Source organism: Novosphingobium sp. PP1Y, from assembly GCF_000253255.1.
Taxonomy (GTDB): domain Bacteria; phylum Pseudomonadota; class Alphaproteobacteria; order Sphingomonadales; family Sphingomonadaceae; genus Novosphingobium.
Genome location: NC_015580.1, coordinates 270,861 through 289,566 on the forward strand (window position 1 = coordinate 270,861; position 18,706 = coordinate 289,566).

At 62.0% G+C, this 18,706-nt stretch carries 22 protein-coding genes; 19 read left to right on the forward strand and 3 right to left on the reverse strand.

Going from position 1 to position 18,706, the window contains the following annotated elements:
• Positions 1 to 101: 101 nt before the first annotated feature.
• From PP1Y_RS07450 to PP1Y_RS07480, 7 genes are all read left to right on the forward strand, one after another.
• Positions 102 to 623: a DUF2840 domain-containing protein gene (locus PP1Y_RS07450; RefSeq protein WP_013831678.1), complete on the forward strand. Its 522-nt coding sequence runs from the start codon at positions 102 to 104 to the stop codon at positions 621 to 623.
• Positions 620 to 1,213 (forward strand): S26 family signal peptidase, encoded by a 594-nt coding sequence (locus PP1Y_RS07455; RefSeq protein WP_013831679.1) that lies wholly within the window; start codon positions 620 to 622, stop codon positions 1,211 to 1,213. The genes PP1Y_RS07450 and PP1Y_RS07455 overlap by 4 nt, the downstream gene beginning before the upstream one ends.
• Complete coding sequence (locus PP1Y_RS07460; protein WP_013831680.1) at positions 1,210 to 1,542, forward strand: DUF736 domain-containing protein; 333 nt, start codon at positions 1,210 to 1,212, stop codon at positions 1,540 to 1,542. Before PP1Y_RS07455 ends, PP1Y_RS07460 begins: the two co-directional genes overlap by 4 nt.
• A 144-nt stretch (positions 1,543 to 1,686) precedes the next feature.
• Complete coding sequence (locus tag PP1Y_RS07465; protein ID WP_041559186.1) at positions 1,687 to 2,319, forward strand: lytic transglycosylase domain-containing protein; 633 nt, start codon at positions 1,687 to 1,689, stop codon at positions 2,317 to 2,319.
• A gap of 235 nt (positions 2,320 to 2,554) precedes the next feature.
• Positions 2,555 to 4,309, forward strand: coding sequence for a DUF3363 domain-containing protein (locus PP1Y_RS07470; protein ID WP_013831681.1), 1,755 nt, complete (start codon positions 2,555 to 2,557; stop codon positions 4,307 to 4,309).
• A 34-nt stretch (positions 4,310 to 4,343) separates the two neighbouring features.
• Positions 4,344 to 6,404 (forward strand): conjugal transfer protein TraG, encoded by a 2,061-nt coding sequence (locus PP1Y_RS07475; protein ID WP_013831682.1) that lies wholly within the window; start codon positions 4,344 to 4,346, stop codon positions 6,402 to 6,404.
• On the forward strand, positions 6,401 to 6,829 hold the full coding sequence (locus PP1Y_RS07480; protein ID WP_013831683.1) for a ribbon-helix-helix protein, CopG family: 429 nt from the start codon (positions 6,401 to 6,403) through the stop codon (positions 6,827 to 6,829). Before PP1Y_RS07475 ends, PP1Y_RS07480 begins: the two co-directional genes overlap by 4 nt.
• Before the next feature lie 63 nt (positions 6,830 to 6,892).
• Here PP1Y_RS07480 and PP1Y_RS07485 read toward each other — a convergent pair whose 3' ends face one another.
• The gene (locus tag PP1Y_RS07485; protein ID WP_013831684.1) at positions 6,893 to 7,387 is read right to left on the reverse strand and encodes an Rrf2 family transcriptional regulator; all 495 of its coding nucleotides are present in this window, start codon (positions 7,385 to 7,387) and stop codon (positions 6,893 to 6,895) included.
• An 82-nt stretch (positions 7,388 to 7,469) separates the two neighbouring features.
• Between PP1Y_RS07485 and PP1Y_RS07490 the strand changes: the two genes are divergently transcribed.
• The 5 genes from PP1Y_RS07490 to PP1Y_RS07510 all read left to right on the forward strand — a co-directional run bounded on the left by PP1Y_RS07490 (position 7,470) and on the right by PP1Y_RS07510 (position 10,509).
• The gene (locus tag PP1Y_RS07490; protein WP_013831685.1) at positions 7,470 to 7,925 is read left to right on the forward strand and encodes a group III truncated hemoglobin; all 456 of its coding nucleotides are present in this window, start codon (positions 7,470 to 7,472) and stop codon (positions 7,923 to 7,925) included.
• Positions 7,925 to 8,215: a DUF1971 domain-containing protein gene (locus PP1Y_RS07495; protein WP_013831686.1), complete on the forward strand. Its 291-nt coding sequence runs from the start codon at positions 7,925 to 7,927 to the stop codon at positions 8,213 to 8,215. The genes PP1Y_RS07490 and PP1Y_RS07495 overlap by 1 nt, the downstream gene beginning before the upstream one ends.
• Entirely contained in the window at positions 8,208 to 8,672 is a 465-nt protein-coding gene (locus tag PP1Y_RS07500; protein WP_013831687.1) for a membrane protein, read from the forward strand. Before PP1Y_RS07495 ends, PP1Y_RS07500 begins: the two co-directional genes overlap by 8 nt.
• 231 nt (positions 8,673 to 8,903) lie before the next feature.
• On the forward strand, positions 8,904 to 9,353 hold the full coding sequence (locus tag PP1Y_RS07505; RefSeq protein ID WP_041559188.1) for a globin domain-containing protein: 450 nt from the start codon (positions 8,904 to 8,906) through the stop codon (positions 9,351 to 9,353).
• Positions 9,354 to 9,384: 31 nt separating this feature from the next.
• Positions 9,385 to 10,509: an HPP family protein gene (locus PP1Y_RS07510; RefSeq protein WP_013831689.1), complete on the forward strand. Its 1,125-nt coding sequence runs from the start codon at positions 9,385 to 9,387 to the stop codon at positions 10,507 to 10,509.
• A 74-nt stretch (positions 10,510 to 10,583) separates the two neighbouring features.
• Here PP1Y_RS07510 and PP1Y_RS07515 read toward each other — a convergent pair whose 3' ends face one another.
• Together PP1Y_RS07515 and PP1Y_RS07520 are read right to left on the reverse strand one after the other, a co-directional pair.
• On the reverse strand, positions 10,584 to 11,456 hold the full coding sequence (locus PP1Y_RS07515) for a nucleotidyl transferase AbiEii/AbiGii toxin family protein (protein WP_013831690.1): 873 nt from the start codon (positions 11,454 to 11,456) through the stop codon (positions 10,584 to 10,586).
• Positions 11,449 to 12,135, reverse strand: a complete 687-nt coding sequence (locus PP1Y_RS07520) for a hypothetical protein (protein ID WP_013831691.1) — start codon at positions 12,133 to 12,135, stop codon at positions 11,449 to 11,451. The genes PP1Y_RS07515 and PP1Y_RS07520 overlap by 8 nt, the downstream gene beginning before the upstream one ends.
• A gap of 316 nt (positions 12,136 to 12,451) precedes the next feature.
• On the opposite strand from PP1Y_RS07520, the gene trbB reads away from it, so the two are divergent.
• Genes trbB through trbL form a run of 7 tightly spaced genes read left to right on the forward strand, consistent with a single transcriptional unit; the run spans position 12,452 to position 18,687 of the window.
• Positions 12,452 to 13,387, forward strand: coding sequence for a P-type conjugative transfer ATPase TrbB (gene trbB, locus PP1Y_RS07525; protein ID WP_369799494.1), 936 nt, complete (start codon positions 12,452 to 12,454; stop codon positions 13,385 to 13,387).
• Complete coding sequence (locus PP1Y_RS07530) at positions 13,384 to 13,716, forward strand: TrbC/VirB2 family protein (RefSeq protein WP_013831693.1); 333 nt, start codon at positions 13,384 to 13,386, stop codon at positions 13,714 to 13,716. The genes trbB and PP1Y_RS07530 overlap by 4 nt, the downstream gene beginning before the upstream one ends.
• Positions 13,716 to 13,985: a VirB3 family type IV secretion system protein gene (locus PP1Y_RS07535; RefSeq protein WP_006964035.1), complete on the forward strand. Its 270-nt coding sequence runs from the start codon at positions 13,716 to 13,718 to the stop codon at positions 13,983 to 13,985. The genes PP1Y_RS07530 and PP1Y_RS07535 overlap by 1 nt, the downstream gene beginning before the upstream one ends.
• Positions 13,982 to 16,438, forward strand: a complete 2,457-nt coding sequence (trbE, locus tag PP1Y_RS07540; protein WP_013831694.1) for a conjugal transfer protein TrbE — start codon at positions 13,982 to 13,984, stop codon at positions 16,436 to 16,438. Before PP1Y_RS07535 ends, trbE begins: the two co-directional genes overlap by 4 nt.
• Complete coding sequence (gene trbJ / locus PP1Y_RS07545; protein WP_013831695.1) at positions 16,435 to 17,154, forward strand: P-type conjugative transfer protein TrbJ; 720 nt, start codon at positions 16,435 to 16,437, stop codon at positions 17,152 to 17,154. The genes trbE and trbJ overlap by 4 nt, the downstream gene beginning before the upstream one ends.
• 1 nt (position 17,155) lies before the next feature.
• Positions 17,156 to 17,410 (forward strand): putative entry exclusion protein TrbK-alt, encoded by a 255-nt coding sequence (gene trbK-alt, locus PP1Y_RS07550; protein WP_041558663.1) that lies wholly within the window; start codon positions 17,156 to 17,158, stop codon positions 17,408 to 17,410.
• Positions 17,407 to 18,687 (forward strand): P-type conjugative transfer protein TrbL, encoded by a 1,281-nt coding sequence (gene trbL, locus PP1Y_RS07555; protein WP_013831696.1) that lies wholly within the window; start codon positions 17,407 to 17,409, stop codon positions 18,685 to 18,687. The genes trbK-alt and trbL overlap by 4 nt, the downstream gene beginning before the upstream one ends.
• Positions 18,688 to 18,706: the final 19 nt, after the last annotated feature.

Consider the following 18,706-nt stretch of genomic DNA (forward strand, 5'->3'; position numbering starts at 1 on the left):
TTCTTGCTAACCCTTTTGCAGCCTGTGGATAATCGCGGTGCGACGGGCCTGCTCAACGCCCGCGTCAAGCGTGTCGGGTTCGCGGTGGCAGGAGCGCGGCCATGAGCGAGCCAACTGCGCAGCGGCACAGCTCCTCGCAGGCCATCAGGTCAGCGACAGCAAGCGCGCTTACCGAGGTCGAAGTGACCTGGATCGAGAAGCGCTACGAACAATGGATCCGCTTCGGTCGCATTGCGGCTGACACGATCATCAACCGCCGCACGCGCGTCATCGCCTTCCGTCCCGGCGCGGTCTTCGCTTTCGTGCGCTGGACCTCGAACGACTATGGCACGATCCATTCGTGCATCGACATCGTGATGGCAGTGGCACCGGGCGAGGCCTACACGACGTTGCCATTTGTCCGTCCCGGCGCTGACATTCTGCTGCACATCGAGGGCTGGCCCAAGGTCGCACAGGTGTTGCAGGCCGTCGATGCGGTCGAAGCCGCCGGTGTTGATCCGTGCGACGCATCGCCCGATCACTGGCGCCACGTCGGCAACCGGCTGAATGCCGGAATGCCGTTCAGGGCTTACACAGCGGAGCGGCACGCGGCCTGGCTCCGGCGCAAGGCGCTCGAAGCATGAGCCGCCGCCGCTATGTTCGCGCCACGATACTGTGGGCAGGCTTGTTCAGCGCCGGGTTCGCAGCAGTCGCCATGCTGTCGCCGCGACCGCGAATAATGTGGAACGCGAGCGCCAGTGCGCCCGTCGGCCTCTATCGCCTCGAGGCCGATACACGCCCAAGGCTCGGCGAACTGGTCGCCATTGTGCCGCCGACTGCGACCGCGCGGATGATGGCCGACCGCCACTATCTGCCAATTGGCGTGCCGCTCATGAAACATGTCGTGGCTCTGCCCGGGCAATGGGCGTGCCGCGCCGGCGCTGTCGTCTCGGTGGACGGCAACCGTGTCGCCATAGCCAAATCGCACGACAGAATGGGTCGGCCTTTGCCAAGCTGGCAGGGCTGTCACCGCGTTCGGCCAGACGAATTGTTCCTGCTGAACCCGGCGCCCGACAGTCTTGATGGGCGCTATTTCGGCGCTCTGCCGGCAGCCGGTCTTATCGGCACGGCACACCCCATCCTTACCCGTGATGCACCTGACCAGTCCCTGCGCTGGCGAGGCTTTGGTGCATCCGCCGCTTCCCCAACCACCAACCAGGAGCACAGGCCATGATGATCGGCGTCTTTCATTCCGCGCAGGACAGTTTCACCGGGCAAATCCGAACCCTCACGCTCGATGCAGTCGTGACGCTCGTCCCGGCTCCATCGAACGACAGTGACAATGCACCCGACTGGCGTGTGCTGCTCGGCGATGCCGAAACCGGCAGCGAGATCGGCGCTGGCTGGAACCGTACAGGCGAGCGCGCCGGTGCCTTTGTCGCGGTGCAGATCGACGACCCGGCCTTTGCCCATCCCCTGCGCGCCAACCTGCTTCGCTCCATGTCCCGTGACGACGAGCATCACCTGCTCTGGTCGCGTCCGACCAATCGCGATCGGAAATAGGCCATGACCGTTGCTTCGCTTTGCCGTCGCAAGTGTTCCGTAGTTCGGATTGCCGTTCGGCTGCGCCTTCACCTTCTCCTTCCCGGCACTTGTTTCGCTCTCGGCTTGGCAGCGGCGACGTCTCCGGTTGCCGCAGTTGCGACGGTGCCTGACCAGTTTGCAGCGCATCCTTATGCGCCGCATGTCGCAGAGGCATCGCAGCGCTTCGGCATTCCCGAGCTTTGGATATGGGCGGTGATGCGGGCGGAAAGTCGCGGCAATTCGCGCGCGGTTTCGTCTGCAGGAGCCATAGGGCTGATGCAGATCATGCCCGGCACTTGGTCGATGCTGAGCGCGCGGCATGGCCTTGGCTCTGACCCGTTCGATGTGCGTGCGAACATCCTTGGAGGTGCGGCCTATCTGCGCACCATGTGGGACCGATATCACAATGTCAGCTTGATGCTGGCGGCCTACAATGCGGGACCAGGCCGTGCCGATGACTATGCTGCCGGTCGTCGCAGTCTTCCGGCAGAAACCGTCAACTACGTCGCCCAGATCGCGCCAAGTCTTGGAATGGCTAGCATCGCTTCGCCTGCTGCCATGCCACCTGCCAATGCTCATCCCTGGCGTCAGGCTACATTGTTCACACCGCGCGGCGATGGAGAAGCGAGCAGCAATGCCGGTCCTGCCGATGTGCAGCCACAGCGCACCCAGCTTGCGTCGCCGTCGGCCTCTTTGCCGTCACCGAACCCCGCGCCGCACCCCCTGTTTGTGTCGCTTTCACCGCGAAATCCGTGATGGGTTACACCAGCGCATCTCTGACGGTTCGGGCGTCGTGTCGGAAAGTTGCGACGGGGAAGCGTGTATTTGAGCGAGATGGCAATTTTGGAGGGCAAGATAAAAGGAGTGCCAGCACTTGGCCCTCATGTGGTTGTTGTAGCGAGATAATTTCGTATGGCACCGGGCAAACCCTGCCATACGATGTTTCCCAATCACCCGCAAAACTGCGGCGTAATCGTCTGGCACCTTCAAAATGAGCCGCGACGACAATGAGTTTCGGGTGCGGCCGGGAAGAAGCAGGGACAGCGGTGCAGCCTCTGGACGGCGAAGCCAGAAGCTGGCGGCTCAGGTCCAGCGGGCCGCCAACAAGGCGGGCCATGCGGGTTCACGGCGAGCGGGTCTGAAACGCGGCATTGGCAGCGGCAAAGCCGCGCGCGGACGTCGGACGGTTGCCGCGATGCGCCGCACACCTGGCCAACGCCGCGTTACTGTCATGGCGCGTATCGCTCGGCACAAAGGATCACATTACCGCGCCGCCCCGCTGGCAAAGCACATCACCTATCTTGAGCGTGACGGCGTGTCCCGCGACGGGCGCGACGCCTCGATGTTCGATGCCCAGACCGACAGGGCTGATCGGGATGCCTTTGCAGGGCGTTGCGAAGATGACCGGCACCACTTTCGCTTCATCGTCTCGCCCGAAGATGCCAGGGACATGGAAGACCTGCGCAGCTTCACCCGCGAATTGATGGCCGATGCAGCCAAGGATCTGGGCACAGAACTGGACTGGGTCGCCGTTGACCATTGGAACACCGACAATCCGCACATCCATGTGCTGGTGCGCGGCGTTGCCAGCGACGGCGCCGATCTTGTCATTGACCGGGGCTATATCAGCGAAGGGCTGCGGTTCCGGGCGGAAGAGCGGGTGACGCTCGAACTGGGGCCGCGCACAGAGCTGGACATCCGCACCGCGCTCGAACGCGAGGTCGATACCGAGCGCTGGACCAGTCTTGACCGGCAGCTTGAACGCTTGGGGCAGGATACTGCAGGCCTTGTCGATCTGCGTCCAGGCGGCGACGCCGATCCCGAGATGCGCCGGCTGCTTCTGGGCCGTGCCGCCAAACTGGAACAGCTGGGACTGGCGGCGCGCGAAGGGCCTGCGGTGTGGGTGCTGGAGCCCGGTGCCGAAAACACATTGCGCGATCTTTCGGTGCGCAACGACATCATCAAGACGATGCACAATGCCATGAGCCGCGACGGCGGGCGGTTTGATGTATCGGCATTGGCCCTGCATCAGGACGTTCCAAGCGAACCGGTCATCGGACGCCTGGTCGAACGTGGCCTCCACGACGAGCTCACGGGCAGCGCCTATGCCATCGTCGACGGTGTCGATGGTCGCACGCACCATCTGCGGTTCAAGGACATGGAGATGACCGGCGACGCCAAAGCCGGATCGATTGTCGAACTGCGCTCATGGGAGGATGCCAAAGGGCATGACCGGCTGTCGCTCGCCACGCGATCAGACATACCCCTCGAGGCACAGATCAAAGCACCTGGCGCGACGTGGCTTGATCGCCAGCTTGTGGCCCGCGATCCCCTAGCAACAGGCAATGGTTTCGGGCGCGAGGTGCGCGATGCCCTGGATGCCCGCGCCAGCCATCTCGAAACGCAAGGGCTTGCCCGCCGGCAGGGCCAGCGGGTCATCCTTGCTCAGGATCTCGTCGGGACGCTGAAAAATCAGGAACTGACGGTCGCCACGCAGGCCATCGCCGCGCGCACAGGACTTGAGCACAAACCGTCGGGCGCAGGCGACTATGTCAGCGGCATCTACCGGGAGCGGGTGACGCTTTCGACGGGCCGCTTCGCGATGATCGACGAAGGGCTGGGCTTCCAGCTCGTGCCCTGGCGCCCGGCGCTCGATCAGCACCTCGGCCAGCACATCACCGGCACCATGTCGCCGGGCGGATCTGTCGACTGGGCCTTGGGCCGCGGACGCGGGATCAGCCTGTGACCCTCATTTACCCCCTCATCAGGAGTAACTTTCAATGAACGCCACCCGTATTCTTTGGGGTCAGGTCATCGCCGTCATCAGCGTTACTTTGCTTGGCATCTGGTCTGCCACCCAATGGACGGCCCACGCCCTTGCGCATCAACCCGAGCTCGGCCAGCCCTGGTTCTGGCTTGGACCTTGGCCAATCTACCCGCCCTACGCCTTCTTCTGGTGGTGGTTTGCGTTTGACGCCTATGCACCACAGATCTTCCAGACCGGGGCATTCATCGCGGTCTCGGGTGTCATGGCCGCCATAGTTATCGCGATCGCCATGTCGGTGTGGCGCGCGCGGGAGGAGAAGCAGTCAGAGACCTATGGTTCGGCTCGCTGGGCGACCGACAAGGAAATCCGCAAGGCTGGCCTCCTGAAACAGGACGGCGTGGTGATCGGCTCGCACAAGAACCGGTATCTGCGGCACAATGGCCCCGAGCATATTCTCTGCTTTGCGCCGACCCGTTCCGGCAAAGGCGTTGGTCTCGTCATCCCGTCGCTGCTCGCCTGGCCGGGCAGTTGCATCGTCCACGATATCAAAGGCGAGAACTGGGATCTGACGGCTGGCTTTCGCGCGCGGCATGGCCGCGTCCTGCTGTTCGATCCGACCAACCCCGCATCCAACCCCTACAATCCGCTGCTCGAAGTCCGGAAGGGCGATTGGGAGGTGCGTGACGCCCAGAACATCGCAGACATATTGATCGACCCCGAAGGGTCACTGGAAAAGCGCACGCATTGGGAGAAGACCAGCCACTCGCTACTCGTCGGCACCATCCTGCACGTCCTCTATGCCGAGAAGGACAAGTCGCTGGCCGGGGTCGCTGGCTTCCTTTCCGATCCGCGTCGTTCGATAGAAACCACGCTGCACCGGATGAAGACGACCCCGCACCTCGGCAAAGATGGTGTTCACCCCGTTGTGGCTGCCGCAGCACAGGAACTGCTGAACAAGTCTGACAATGAGAGGTCTGGCGTCCTGTCGACGGCCATGTCGTTCCTCGGCCTCTACCGCGACCCTGTGATTGCGCAGGTCACCGGAGCCTCGGACTGGCGCATCACCGATCTTGTCGATTCAGCGGCACCTGTGTCGCTCTATCTGGTCATTCCTCCTTCCGATATCAGCCGGACCAAGCCGCTCGTCCGCCTGATGCTCAATCAGATCGGGCGCCGCTTGACCGAAGAGCTAAAGGCCAAGGGTCGCCGGCAGCGCGTGATGTTCATGCTCGATGAATTCCCGGCTTTGGGGCGGCTAGACTTCTTCGAAAGCGCACTGGCCTTTGTTGCAGGCTACGGGATCAAGGCATTCCTGATCGCGCAGTCGCTCAACCAGATTGAAAAAGCCTATGGGTCAAACAACGCCATTCTCGACAACTGCCACGTCCGCGTCGCGTTCGCGGCCAATGATGACAATACCGCCAGCCGCGTTTCCAATGCGCTCGGCACCGCCACCCAGATGCGGGCGATGAAGAATTATGCCGGACATCGCCTTTCGCCATGGCTCGGCCATATCATGGTCTCGCGTACTGAGACCCCAAGGCCATTGTTGACGCCTGGCGAAGTTCAGCAATTTTCGGAGCACGAGGAGATTGTGCTGGTGGCCAGCACGCCGCCGATCCGCGCGGAAAAGGCAAAATACTTTCTCGACCCGAGGTTCCGCGCGCGCCTTCTACCGGCACCCACACCCAAACCGCTGCACCCGAAGAAACGGCCAAAGGACGACTGGTCTGCGCTCGCACCCATTGCGGCACCGCTGCCGGTCAAACCAGCCCAGGCCGAAGCGAAAAGCTCCGAACAGCCGCCTGTTGATCAGCCAAAGCCGGATGTGCCGTCAGATGCCGATGGGGCCGAATCCGAAAATGATACGGCAAACTCCGGGATCAGGCGAGAACCCGAACTGGGGGAACATGAGGATGTCGTTCCCGCCCCCAAGCCACCGGTCAACGAGTTCGATCTTGATCGCGATGCGCCCGAGGATGACGCAGCCAGGGCGAAACGGGAAGCTGATCGCACTATGAACCGCAATGCCCGCAATGCATCGCTCGACCCCGATGACGGCATCGACCTGTGAGGAAGAAGCCCCACAGCAAACAAACCTTCCGGCTCGAAATCGAACTGGCCAAATTGCTGGAGGAACGCGCGCATGCCCGTGGAGTCTCGCGCACCGAAGTGGTGGAAGCGGCGTTGATGTCCCTGCTGCAATCCGATCAGGATGAACGGATGGAAGCCGCTCTGGCGAGGCGGCTCGATCGTCTGTCGCGGCAATTGGATCGGCTCGAATGGCATGTGGAATTGACGAACGAAGCGATCGGCCTGTTCGTGCGCTTCTGGCTCACCAGCAATCCGCCGCTGCCCGATGCCGCGATGAAGGCGGCGCAGGCGATGGGCAAGAAGAGGTGGCACGGATTTGTGGAATCACTCTCGCGGCGCATGGAGGCGGGACCAAAGCTGCGGGATGAAGTCGAACTTGGGAAGTCCGACGCATCAATCAGCTGACCAGGGAGATCACCCTCAGCTTCATCAACACGCCAATCCCTGTCATGCAAACTCCAAGGCGCGTTACCGGAAAACTGCCGGATTGAGAATCTGAGTGCCGGGGTGCCGTGCATCATGACTGCCGCGTGCCCCCCCGTCGAGCTGCCTCTCAAACCTCTCTTTTTTGGGAATCAGATCGGCGATTGAGAATTGATCCAGATGCCGGGCAAATGACTCCAAAGCGCCTGTCAATACATGCCGTAACCCGCAGACTGGGGTGACAACGCAAGTGTTGGTTGCCGGGTCGAAACATTCAACGAACGCCCCGGTATCTTCCATGGTCCGGACAATGACGCCCACATTCAATTCAGCAGGCGGGAGCGCCAGCTTGAGGCCGCCGCTTCGGCCCCGCACGCTTTCGACAAAGCCTTCAGCAGTGAGCCGTTGTGCCACCTTCATCAGGTGGTTCTTTGAAATGCCATAAGCGCTGGCAATGTCGGCGATAGAATGATGGCCGTCCTTCACCGCCAGAAACATGAGGGTGCGCAAGGCATAATCGGTTTGAAGCGAAAGTCTCATAAAAGATGCATATCATATATTGCATTTAATCGCCAACTGGCTAAACAATGCATATGAAATGCATCTTAAACGAGTCGTAGCGATGAACGCATCAGATCATGTCGCGCAGGCGCGCGCACGTAAGATGGCCGATGCATTGGCCTTAGGGATCAATGAGGCATTCATCTCACATCTCGTCGAGCATTTTTACGAGGCCATTCGGGCCGATGAGATGCTCGGCCCGATATTTGGTGCAAAGGTCAGCGACTGGCCGCATCATCTGGCGCGGATGAAGGATTTCTGGGCCTCGATCATGCTGGAATCGGGTCGTTTCAGTGGCAATCCCATGCGTAAGCATATGGCTGTCGGTGGGCTCGATGCAGCACATTTTGCCCGTTGGCAGTCTTTATGGGATGCGACACTCACTCAGATTGCGCCGAACAAGCAAGTTGCGGACCGGTTTCGCGACGCGGCGCAGCGAATCGGCGAAAGCCTGCTGACCGGCATTCAGATCGAGCGCGGTGGTCTCGCCGCAATTTCCGCCAAGGCGGCTGCCTGATGTCGACGCCTTATGCCAAATCCCCCATCTTCGACGAGCAGAACCTGCCCGATGCGCTGCGCAACGATCATCGCACCAAGACTGGGACGTGGGGGCTGCTGCGCGTTCTGGAAGGCGAAGTCCGGCTGATCTTCACCGAACCGCATACGGAACACCGTGTCACGCCTGATACTCCCGCGATCATCCCACCACAGGCGACGCATTATGTCGTGCCAGTCGGGGTGATGCGCATGCAGGTTGAGTTCTGGCGCGAACGCCCTGATCCGAGCGAAGGACCGATCAATGGATGACCTTGCCCTGGCGCGCGCTATCCATGTGATCGCTGTGCTGTTCTGGATCGGCGGCGTCGGATTTGTCACTTGGGTTATCATGCCTGCGCTGCGGGCAAGCGAACGTCCCACAGACCGCCTTGTACGGTTTCATCAGATCGAGGGACGTTTTGCATGGCAGGCGCGCATTTGGGTCATGCTGGCCGGTGCGAGCGGGCTGTGGCTGATCTACCGCGCGGATATGTGGAGCCGTTTTGCCGAGATACGCTTCTGGTGGATGCATCTGATGGTGGCGTTGTGGGCCGTGTTCGCGCTGATGCTGTTCGTGCTGGAGCCCTTGGTGTTGCACCACCGCATGACCCAATCGGCCACTCCCGAAGCTGATTTCGCTCGGATGATGCGATTGCATCAGGTGCTGACGCTCTTGGGCGTAGTTGCGATTCTCGGCGCAGTTGGCGGCAGTCACGGCCTTTTCTGAACTTAAGGGGCAGTGCAATGGAAAGCTATAAACCGACATTCGGCATCAAACCGCTTTGGACGATCCTGGTCGTCGCCAAGGTTGCCCGGTGATGTCGTCTTCAGCGGCGGTGTCTACGCGTTCGACTGGTTCATGTTCCGGGCGTTCGCGCCGGGCAATCGTCAACGCGGCACCTGGCTGCCCGATCTACTCTCTCCGCTTTTTCCACCCACAACAACAAAAGGATTATCCGTGCGCAAACCACTGAGTGCTGAAACAAAAGCCATCGTAAAATCGACCGCACCTGCATTGCAGCAGCACGGCCTTGCCATCACGACGCGCATGTACGAGCGGCTGTTTATCGACCCCGACGTGAAGGCCATGTTCGACCAAGCCGCACAGGAAAGCGGAGAGCAACCGCGCCGTCTTGCTGGCGCTATCCTTGCTTATGCGCAGAACATCGACAAGTTGGAGGCTTTGACGGCGCCGGTGATGCGCATGGCTGCTCGGCATGTGGAAACGGGCGTAAAGGCAGAACACTACCCACTGGTAGCTAATGCTCTGCTGCCCGCGATCCGTGATGTTTTGGGCGATGCTGCAACCGACGAGGTGCTGGGTGCATGGGGAGAGGCCTATTGGGCGCTTGCTGACATCCTCATTGGCAAAGAAGAAGTTCTCTACGCAGAAGTGGATGGCAATTGACAGTCTGGGGCAATAACCCCTGTCTGAGCACATGGATAAAGTTACCGATTTGAGCCCGGACACTGCTCCGCGATTGGTGTGGAGCCGCTACTACAGCACGTTTGTAGCGGCTCCGCCCGGCCCCGGCGCTCGTGAGCGGCTTATTGCGGTGGCAGGTGCCATCATCGGCATTGTGACGACGGGACTGCTGTGCGGCGTTCTTGCCGGTACCGGCGCTGCGCACCCTCTGCTCGTGGCACCAATGGGGGCATCCGCTGTCCTGCTTTTCGCTGTTCCGGCAAGCCCTCTAGCACAGCCATGGTCGATCTTGGGCGGGAACGTCCTGTCGGCCGTGGTCGGCATAGCGGTCGCCCTTGCGGTCCCCAATGCTACCGTTGCAGCGGGTCTTGGTGTCGGCCTTGCCATTGCGGTCATGTCACTGGCGCGCTGTCTGCATCCGCCGGGCGGCGCTGTTGCCTTGTCAGCCGTGCTCGGTGGGGCCGCCGGAAGCGCGCACCCGTTCATGTTCGCGCTTTACCCCGTCGGCTTGAACTCGCTGCTGCTGATCCTCGCTGGCCTGGCATTCCATCGCATGACAGGGCACACCTATCCGCATCGGGCGAAGCTGACTGAAAGCGCCCACGGCACGCAGGATTCTGCGCCACTCAGCAGAAGCGGGGTAAGGCCGAACGACATTGATGTAGCGCTGGCACGTTTTGGCGATACGCTCGACATCAATCGCGACGATCTTTTGCAACTCTTCGAATTGGCGGGACTGAGCGCGACGGAACGACAGGTCGGGGAGTTAACCTGCGGCGACATCATGTCACGCGATGTCATCACGATTGCGGGAACCGCACTAGTGGAAGACGCGCATGTTCTGCTTCGGGCCAGACGACTGCGCGCGCTTCCGGTAGAAAATGCCACTGGCCAGCTGATCGGCGTGATCACATGGCCAGACCTCGACAAACAGGGGGCTTTTGCGTCGGAGATCATGGCACCGGCAGATACGGCGCATTTGACGGCGCCCGCGGCAACGCTGCTCGCCCCTCTCGCCAATGGTCACGGTCACGAGGTCATGATCGTGGACGATAACATGCAGTTGCAAGGCATCGTTACCCAAACGGACATCATTGCCAGTTTGATAACAAAAGCGGTCACGCTCAATGCAAAATGAGGGTTGTCACCTTTGGCTGCCGCTTCGGAGGCAGCCAAGCGCGACGCTCCACGGATACCCCGCCATGTCGGCTTTTAGGCTATAGCTTGGCTGTCAGACGCCGCGACCAGCTTATCGACCTTGGCGAGGAAAAAGCGCTCACTCCACAGATCAACCGACTTGAGATCGGCAGGACGCAGGAAGCGCTCGACATCCTTTGCCGCTTCCTTCCACTCGATCCGAGTGATTGCGCCAGAAAGCGCAGCCTTCAACCATGCCATGTCGACGAGGAGCGACCCGTCACCGGCCCATGGCCCTGCCTGAACCAGCGCGTTTTGCAAAAGGACGAAATTGGGTTCGAGCCCGCGCGAAACATACCAGGAGAAGTCGAACCAGTCGCGACCTTTGAGGAAGCCTCGGCATAGCAAGGCATGGATCTTTAGCGCAAAATTGGATGCCAGATCCTGATGGCGCACCTCATAGTCGGCTGGAAAATCAAGATAGGTGGTCGCCTCGGCCGATCCTGCGGGCGGGTTCACATCAATTTCCAGCTTGATCTTGATCGCCTTGCGATGGCCGGTGCCTGCGAATGACAGGTCGAGCTGGCTGGCGATGGAATCGTCCTTAAGCAGCGCCTGACGAATGGCCGTATCCATGCGCGGCTTGGGATGCGCTTCCAGCGTCAGCCCGAACTGGCCGAACACCTCGGTCATCCCCTCGAGGTAAGGGGACCAGTCGAAGTCCATGTTCGGCACGCGCAGGAGAAAGTCCAAGTCCTCGGAAAAGCGTGGCAGGCCGTGTAAAATGCGCAGACTGGTGCCGCCCTGGAACAGGGCGCAATCGAAGAAATCGGCGCGCCACAGCGCGTATAACGCAATCTCCTGGAGGATCTCCTTGAGCGCGTTTTCCTCTTCAAGCGCATTGGTGGCGCCATAGCGGCCGAGCTTTTCCTTGATGATGTCAATCATGCAGCGATCCCCTGCTTTGAGCCCGCTTTGTCGTCAGAACCACATCTTCAAGCTCGGAAAGGAAGGCGTTCACTGCCTTGTGCTTGTAGACCGACTTCACTGCGGCAAAGTCCTTTTGCGTCAATGCCAGAAGCGCCTCGTCATCGATCCGCATGCCATTGGTCAGCCAATCGAGGCTAGACCATTCCACCTTGCGCAGGGCGACAAGATCCATAAGGGCGCGCAGCGGCCTAGCGACAAAGGCGGTGAGCTTGTTGAAGGTCACGCGCTCGACGCCGCTAAGGAAGCGATAATCGGCAATGGCCAGCGGATGATATTTGAAGGAGCCGAATTCGGTGGCCGGGATCTCCAGCGTTTTGCGCCCCGGCGTCACGCTGGCAGTGACAAGCACGGCTTCAGGGATCCAGCCATGGTAAGCCAGCGCGCTTTCAAAGGAAATATAGCTCCCGGGAAGCAAAGCTTGCGCCACCGCGAAGGGATGCACCGGAGCGCTTCGATGCGCCTTGGCAAGCGTATAAACCCCGCGCTTCAGGCGAATGAGTGACCCGTCTTTGAGGGCGCGGTTGACGATGCCATAACGCCGCGCATCGCCTCCCCCCAGCAGTTCGCTGAGCTGGCGTTCATTGAAGACCCGATCGCGCAGCGCGCTTGCGGAAACCTGTTGCGCTAGGCTGGACATAAAATTCTCAATACTTCCTAATAGTGAAAGTTTCAAGAATTTCTCCATCTCTGCCGTTGCGCACCGTTCGCGCTGTAATTGACTCCCTCAGGCGTGCGTCGGCGGCGCACAGGCCATCGTCAAAGAACTGCGACCTACGCTCCTCCCTGTTTTTCTATCCCCCACTGCTACGACGCTAAATCCTTGTTGAACTAGCCCCTTTTCTGCGTCTCTTACTCATCCCCGTCGAGCCGGACGATCCTGTCCCGCTCCCGAAGCGGGGTATCCGATGGGCGCTGAGCCAGTCCGAATTGAAGCACGTTCACGCGGCGCACGCATGCTGCGCACGGCGATGGGCGCATCGATCGCGACCTGGCTGGCTGACCCCAAGGTCATCGAGATCATGCTCAATCCTGATGGACGCCTTTGGGTCGACCGGTTGGGCATCGGACTGTCCGACAGCGGTGAACGCCTGACCGCAGCCGATGGTGAACGCATCATCCGATTGGTTGCCCATCATGTGGGTGCCGAAGTTCACGGCGATGCACCGCGCGTGTCAGCGGAGCTGCCGGAAAGCGGAGAACGGTTCGAAGGCCTCCTGCCACCGGTGGTGGCGGCTCCCACCTTTGCCATCCGCAAGCCCGCCGTCGCGGTGTTTCTGCTCGAGGACTATGTCAGCGCAGGAATCATGTGCGCAGCTGAAGCCGACAGGCTTCGTTCGGGCGTTGCACAGCGGCTGAACATCCTTGTCGCCGGGGGCACTGGCACCGGCAAAACGACGCTCACGAACGCACTGCTCGCCGAGGTCGCCAAGACCACCGACCGGGTCGTTCTGATCGAAGATACCCGCGAGCTTCAATGCCGCGCGCCAAACCTTGTGGCGATGCGGACCAAGGATGGCGTTGCCTCGCTATCCGATTTGGTCCGCTCGAGCCTTCGACTTCGCCCTGACCGGATTCCGATTGGCGAAGTGCGCGGCGCCGAGGCGCTCGATCTCCTCAAGGCCTGGGGCACCGGCCACCCCGGAGGAATCGGGACGATCCACGCCGGAAGCGCGATTGGTGCCCTGCGGCGGATGGAGCAGCTGATCCAGGAAGCGGTCGTCACCGTCCCGCGCGCCCTGATCGCCGAGACCATCAACCTCATTGCCGTGCTGGTGCGCGATGGCACCGGGCGGCGCCTCGCTGAACTGGCCCGCGTCGACGGGCTGGACCCGGTCACCGGCGACTATCGCCTGATTTCCGCCAACCAAACCCAAGGAGACTCCCTATGATCCATGCCCTCCGGCGCGGCACCAATCGTGTTGCGCTCGCAGCTACCGCTGCCTACGTGATGGTGGCCACTGCCACTCCAGCGCATGCCGGCGGTTCGTCGATGCCGTGGGAAGCTCCGCTGCAGTCGATCCTCGAGAGCATCGAGGGGCCAGTCGCCAAGATCGTGGCGGTGATCATCATCATCGTCACCGGCCTCAGCCTTGCCTTTGGGGACACGTCGGGGGGCTTTCGCCGGCTGATCCAGATCGTGTTCGGCCTGTCGATTGCCTTTGCCGCATCGAGCTTCTTCCTGAGCTTCTTCAGCTTCGGCGGCGGGGCGCTGATCTGATGACGTCGGCAGACGACATCCCCGGCTTCTATGCCCCGGTCCACCGCGCACTGGCCGAGCCGATCCTGCTCGGCGGTGCGCCGCGTGCACTCGCCATCGTCAATGGCACGCTGGCGGGCGCGATTGGCCTCGGTTTGCGGCTCTGGCTCGCTGGCCTTGCCATCTGGGCAATCGGCCATGTGCTTTCGGTCTGGGCTGCACGCCGCGATCCACAGTTTGTCGATGTCGCGCGCCGCCATCTCAAATATCCGACCTGGGTGCGGCCATGATGTCGCTTCAGGAATATCGGACCAAATCCGCCAGTCTCGCAGACTTCCTCCCCTGGGTCGCACTGGTGGGGCCGGGCGTGGTGCTCAACAAGGACGGATCGTTCCAGCGGACAGCGCGCTTTCGCGGTCCCGATCTCGACAGTGCCACGCCCGCCGAACTCGTGGCCGTCACCTCCCGTCTCAACAACGCCCTGCGGCGGTTGGGTTCAGGATGGGCGGTTTTCGTCGAAGCGCAGCGCACCGCGGCGCAAGCCTATCCGCAATCCCGCTTTCCCGATCCTGTCTCGGCACTGGTCGACAGGGAGCGCCGCGAACAGTTTCGTGAGGAAGGCGCGCACTTCGAAAGCGGCTATTATCTGACGCTGCTGTGGATGCCGCCGCCCGAGGAAGCCGCGCGCGCCGAAGGCTGGCTCTACGAAGGCAAGGCGTCGACCGGGGTCGATCCCAAGGAACTCGTCAAATCCTTCGCCGATCGTACCGACCGCGTGCTGCATCTGGTTGAGGGATTTATGCCCGAGGCAGCGTGGCTCGATGACGCTGCCACGCTGACCTATCTCCACAGCACGGTATCGACCAGGACGCAGCGCGTTCGCGTGCCCGAAACGCCGGTCTATCTCGACGCGCTGCTGGCCGATGAGCCGCTGACTGGCGGGCTTGAGCCCATGCTCGGCGCCCATCATTTGCGCACGCTCACGATCACCGGCTTTCCGACGGCGACCTTTCCCGGGCTGCTTGATGAGCTGAACCGGCAAGCCTTCCCGTACCGCTGGTCGACGCGGGCAATCATGCTCGACAAGACCGATGCCACCAAGCTGCTCTCGAAAATTCGGCGGCAATGGTTCGCCAAGCGCAAATCGGTCGCCGCCATACTCAAGGAGGTGATGACTAACGAGCAGTCAGTGCTGATGGATTCGGACGCTTCGAACAAGGCGGCCGATGCCGACATGGCGCTGCAGGAGCTTGGCGCAGATCATGCCGGCATTGCTTATGTCACTGCGACGCTCACGGTCTGGGACCGCGTCCCGGCGCTGGCGGCGGAGAAACTAAGGCTGGTCGAAAAGGTCATCCAAGGCCGCGACTTCACCTGCACGATCGAAGGCATGAATGCGCTCGAGGCATGGCTCGGATCGCTTCCCGGCCATGTCTACGCCAATGTCCGGCAGCCGCCCATTTCCACACTCAATCTCGCCCACCTGATCCCCCTGTCAGCGGTATGGGCGGGAGCGGAACGGGACGAGCATTTCGGTGACGCCCCCTTGCTTTACGGCAAGACCGAAGGCTCGACCCCGTTCCGCCTTTCTCTTCATGTCGGCGATGTCGGCCACAGTCTGATCGTCGGCCCGACAGGGGCAGGCAAATCCGTGCTGCTGGCGCTGATGGCGCTGCAATTCCGGCGCTACAAAGGCAGCCAGATCTTCGCCTTCGATTTTGGTGGATCGATCCGCGCTGCCGCGCTCGGCATGGGCGGCGACTGGCAGGATCTCGGAGGCGCTCTGCATGCCGAGGAAGGCGACAGCGATGCTGTCGCCCTGCAGCCGCTTGCAAGGATCGACAACGCCGGTGAACGCGCCTGGGCCGCCGAATGGCTGGCGGCGATGCTGGCCGGGGAAGGCATGGTGATTGACCCTGCCGCCAAAGAGCATCTCTGGTCGGCCCTGACATCGCTTGCGTCCGCACCACCTGCCGAGCGCACACTCACCGGTCTCGCGGTCCTCCTGCAATCCCAGGAATTGAAGCAGGCACTAGCCCCATATCTCATTGGCGGTCCATGGGGACGGCTGCTCGATGCCGAACAGGAACATCTGGGCGAGGCCTCTGTGCAGGCTTTCGAAACCGAAGGTCTGATTGGCGCAACATCGGCCGCGGCTGTGCTCGCCTACCTGTTCCACCGGATCGAAGGGCGGCTCGACGGCTCGCCGACCATAATCATCATCGATGAAGGCTGGCTCGTGCTCGACAGCCCGGCCTTCGCCGCGCAGCTGCGCGAATGGCTGAAGACGCTGCGCAAGAAGAATGCGAGCGTCATCTTCGCGACCCAGAGCCTTGCCGACATCGAGACGTCGGCCATCGCGCCTGCCATCATCGAAAGCTGCCCGACGCGCATCTTTCTGCCCAACGAGCGCGCGGCCGAACCGCAGATCGCACGGGTCTATGAGCGGTTCGGCCTCAATGATCGCCAGATCGAAATCCTGAGCCGGGCTACCCCGAAACGCGATTATTACTGTCAATCGCGACGCGGCAACCGGCTATTCGAGCTGGGCCTGGGCGATGTCGCACTCGCCTTCAGCGCCGCCTCTTCCAAAACCGATCAGATCCGTATCGCCGAGCTTGTCGCAGCCCATGGCCGCGAAGGCTTTGCAGCGGCCTGGCTCCATAACCGCAGCCTCGCATGGGCGGCCGAGCTGCTTCCTCCCCCGCCGCCCGCACTAACGGACAAGGAAAACCGCCCATGAAAATACCCGTCCTCCGCCGCGCTCTCATGGCGACGGCGATCGCCACTTCGCTGGTTTCAGGCACCATGATCGCCGCGCCAGCGCAGGCCCAGTTTGGCGGGATCGTCTATGATCCCAGCAACTACGCGCAGAACGTGCTGACCGCCGCCCGGACGCTGCAGCAGATCAACAACCAGATCCAGCAGATCCAGAACCAGGCGACCAGCCTCATCAACGAGGCCCGCAATCTTACCAGTCTGCCGGTCTCGACGATCCAGACGCTTCAGCAACAGGTCGACCAGACCCGCCAGTTGCTGAACCAGGCCCAGCGCATCGCCTATGACGTGACCGACGTGCAGCAGGTGTTCAACGGCCGTTACAAGGGGGCGGCACTGACCGGCGGGCAAGCCCAGATGGTCGCTAACGCCAATGCGCGCTGGCAGGACAGCGTCGGCGCCTTCGAAGACGCAATGAAGGTGCAGGCGGGGATCGTCGGCAATCTGGGTGCGACCCGCAGCTCGATCACGACACTGGTCGGCGCTAGCCAATCAGCGACCGGGGCTTTGCAGGCGGCACAGGCCGGCAATCAGCTACTGGCTTTGCAAACCCAGCAGCTGGCCGATCTGACTGCCGCCATTGCGGCGCAGGGCCGCGCACAGTCGATCGAGGCCGCGCGCAATGCCGCGACCGAGGCCGAGGGCCGCGAGCGTTTCCGCCGCTTCCGGACCCGGAACTGACATGAGCAGGTCGGTCAAGCTGGCGGCAGCCGCCGCTTTTGGCGGATTGCTGATCGCGGTCGCGGTTGTTTCGGCAACGCGGCCGTCGGCTCGGCACGACACAACGACCTATGTCGCGGACGAGACAGGATCTCCGAACCCTCACGCCGCAGAACTCAAGCGCTGCAGCACGATCACCATGCCGGAATCGGGATGCGATGCGGTCTGGGAAGCTGAGCGCCGCCGATTTTTCCATGGAAGGGACCGGCAGCCATGAATGATACCGGCGTCATCGACCAGTTTCTGACGGTCTTCACCCAATACATCGACAGCGGCTTCGGTCTGCTCGGCGGTGAGGTCGGCTTCCTGTCGACCACCCTCATCGTCATCGACGTGACCATAGCTGCCTTGTTCTGGGCCTGGGGCACCGACGAGGATGTGCTGCAGCGCCTGATCAAGAAGACGCTCTACATCGGCACTTTCGCCTTCATCATCGGCAACTTCTCGAATCTCGCTGGCATTATGCTCCAGAGCTTTGCCGGGCTTGGCCTGCAGGCCAGTGGCAGCGGCATGGCGATCGGCGATTTCATGCGCCCCGGCGTTGTGGCCGCAACCGGTCTTGATGCCGGACAACCGCTGCTCGACGCCACCGCCGATCTTGTCGGGCCGGTGGGTCTGTTCACCAATTTCGTGCAGATCCTGATCTTGCTGATCTCCTGGCTGATCGTTGTCATCGCCTTCTTCGTGCTGGCGATCCAGGTCTTCGTCACCATCATCGAGTTCAAACTGGTGACGCTCGCCGGCTTTGTGCTGCTGCCGTTCGCCTTTTTCGGGCGCACCGCCTTCATGGCCGAGCGCGTCCTTGGCCATATCATTTCCTCCGGCATCAAGGTCCTGGTGCTTGCCGTCATCACCGGCATTGGCACGACACTCTTCACGCAGTTCATCAATGCCGGACTCGGGGTCGAACCCGACATCCAGCAGGTCATGGCGATTGCGCTCGCAGCGCTGACGTTGCTCGGCCTTGGTATCTTTGGTCCCAGCATCGCCAACGGCATTGTGTCGGGCGGACCGCAGCTTGGCGCAGGGGCGGCGGCAGGCACTGCGATCGCTGCCGGCGCGACGATTGCGGGCGGCATCGCAGGTGCCAAGCTCGCCGCAGGTGCCGCCGGCTCGGCCATGGCGGGCGCGGCCACGGGCGGTGCTCGCGCGGCAGGCGGCGCATCGGGTGCCTATGCAGCCGGAGCCGCTGGCAAAACCGGACGGGCTGCGGCTGCTTCGGGTCTCGCCAATGTCGCAAAATCAGCCGCAAGCAGCGCGGCGTCACCACTTCGCCGGGCCGCGGACAGCCTCAAAGCGAACTATGCCGCTGGCAAGGCGGGAACGCCCGCCAATGCGGCAGCGACCGGCGCCGCCGATGGCCCTCCTGCATGGGCCACCGCGATGAAACGGCGTCAGGCGATGACGCAGGGTGCCAACATGGCCTCGCATACCCTCAAGGGCGGCGACAGCCACGGCGGCGGCTCTGGCCCCGACATCTCCGACAAAAGCTGAAACTTCCGAAAAGGATCCG

Coding starts and splice junctions, on each gene's coding strand:
- PP1Y_RS07450 (WP_013831678.1), top strand. CDS start 102: ATGAGCGAGCCAACTGCGCAGCGGCACAGCTCCTCGCAGGCCATCAGG.
- PP1Y_RS07460 (WP_013831680.1), top strand. CDS start 1,210: ATGATGATCGGCGTCTTTCATTCCGCGCAGGACAGTTTCACCGGGCAA.
- PP1Y_RS07520 (WP_013831691.1), bottom strand. CDS start 12,135: ATGTCCAGCCTAGCGCAACAGGTTTCCGCAAGCGCGCTGCGCGATCGG.
- PP1Y_RS07495 (WP_013831686.1), top strand. CDS start 7,925: ATGTCGACGCCTTATGCCAAATCCCCCATCTTCGACGAGCAGAACCTG.
- PP1Y_RS07530 (WP_013831693.1), top strand. CDS start 13,384: ATGATCCATGCCCTCCGGCGCGGCACCAATCGTGTTGCGCTCGCAGCT.
- PP1Y_RS07490 (WP_013831685.1), top strand. CDS start 7,470: ATGAACGCATCAGATCATGTCGCGCAGGCGCGCGCACGTAAGATGGCC.
- trbB (WP_369799494.1), top strand. CDS start 12,452: ATGCTGCGCACGGCGATGGGCGCATCGATCGCGACCTGGCTGGCTGAC.
- PP1Y_RS07510 (WP_013831689.1), top strand. CDS start 9,385: ATGGATAAAGTTACCGATTTGAGCCCGGACACTGCTCCGCGATTGGTG.
- PP1Y_RS07515 (WP_013831690.1), bottom strand. CDS start 11,456: ATGATTGACATCATCAAGGAAAAGCTCGGCCGCTATGGCGCCACCAAT.
- trbE (WP_013831694.1), top strand. CDS start 13,982: ATGATGTCGCTTCAGGAATATCGGACCAAATCCGCCAGTCTCGCAGAC.
- trbL (WP_013831696.1), top strand. CDS start 17,407: ATGAATGATACCGGCGTCATCGACCAGTTTCTGACGGTCTTCACCCAA.
- PP1Y_RS07485 (WP_013831684.1), bottom strand. CDS start 7,387: ATGAGACTTTCGCTTCAAACCGATTATGCCTTGCGCACCCTCATGTTT.
- trbJ (WP_013831695.1), top strand. CDS start 16,435: ATGAAAATACCCGTCCTCCGCCGCGCTCTCATGGCGACGGCGATCGCC.
- PP1Y_RS07500 (WP_013831687.1), top strand. CDS start 8,208: ATGGATGACCTTGCCCTGGCGCGCGCTATCCATGTGATCGCTGTGCTG.
- PP1Y_RS07535 (WP_006964035.1), top strand. CDS start 13,716: ATGACGTCGGCAGACGACATCCCCGGCTTCTATGCCCCGGTCCACCGC.
- PP1Y_RS07475 (WP_013831682.1), top strand. CDS start 4,344: ATGAACGCCACCCGTATTCTTTGGGGTCAGGTCATCGCCGTCATCAGC.
- trbK-alt (WP_041558663.1), top strand. CDS start 17,156: ATGAGCAGGTCGGTCAAGCTGGCGGCAGCCGCCGCTTTTGGCGGATTG.
- PP1Y_RS07455 (WP_013831679.1), top strand. CDS start 620: ATGAGCCGCCGCCGCTATGTTCGCGCCACGATACTGTGGGCAGGCTTG.
- PP1Y_RS07470 (WP_013831681.1), top strand. CDS start 2,555: ATGAGCCGCGACGACAATGAGTTTCGGGTGCGGCCGGGAAGAAGCAGG.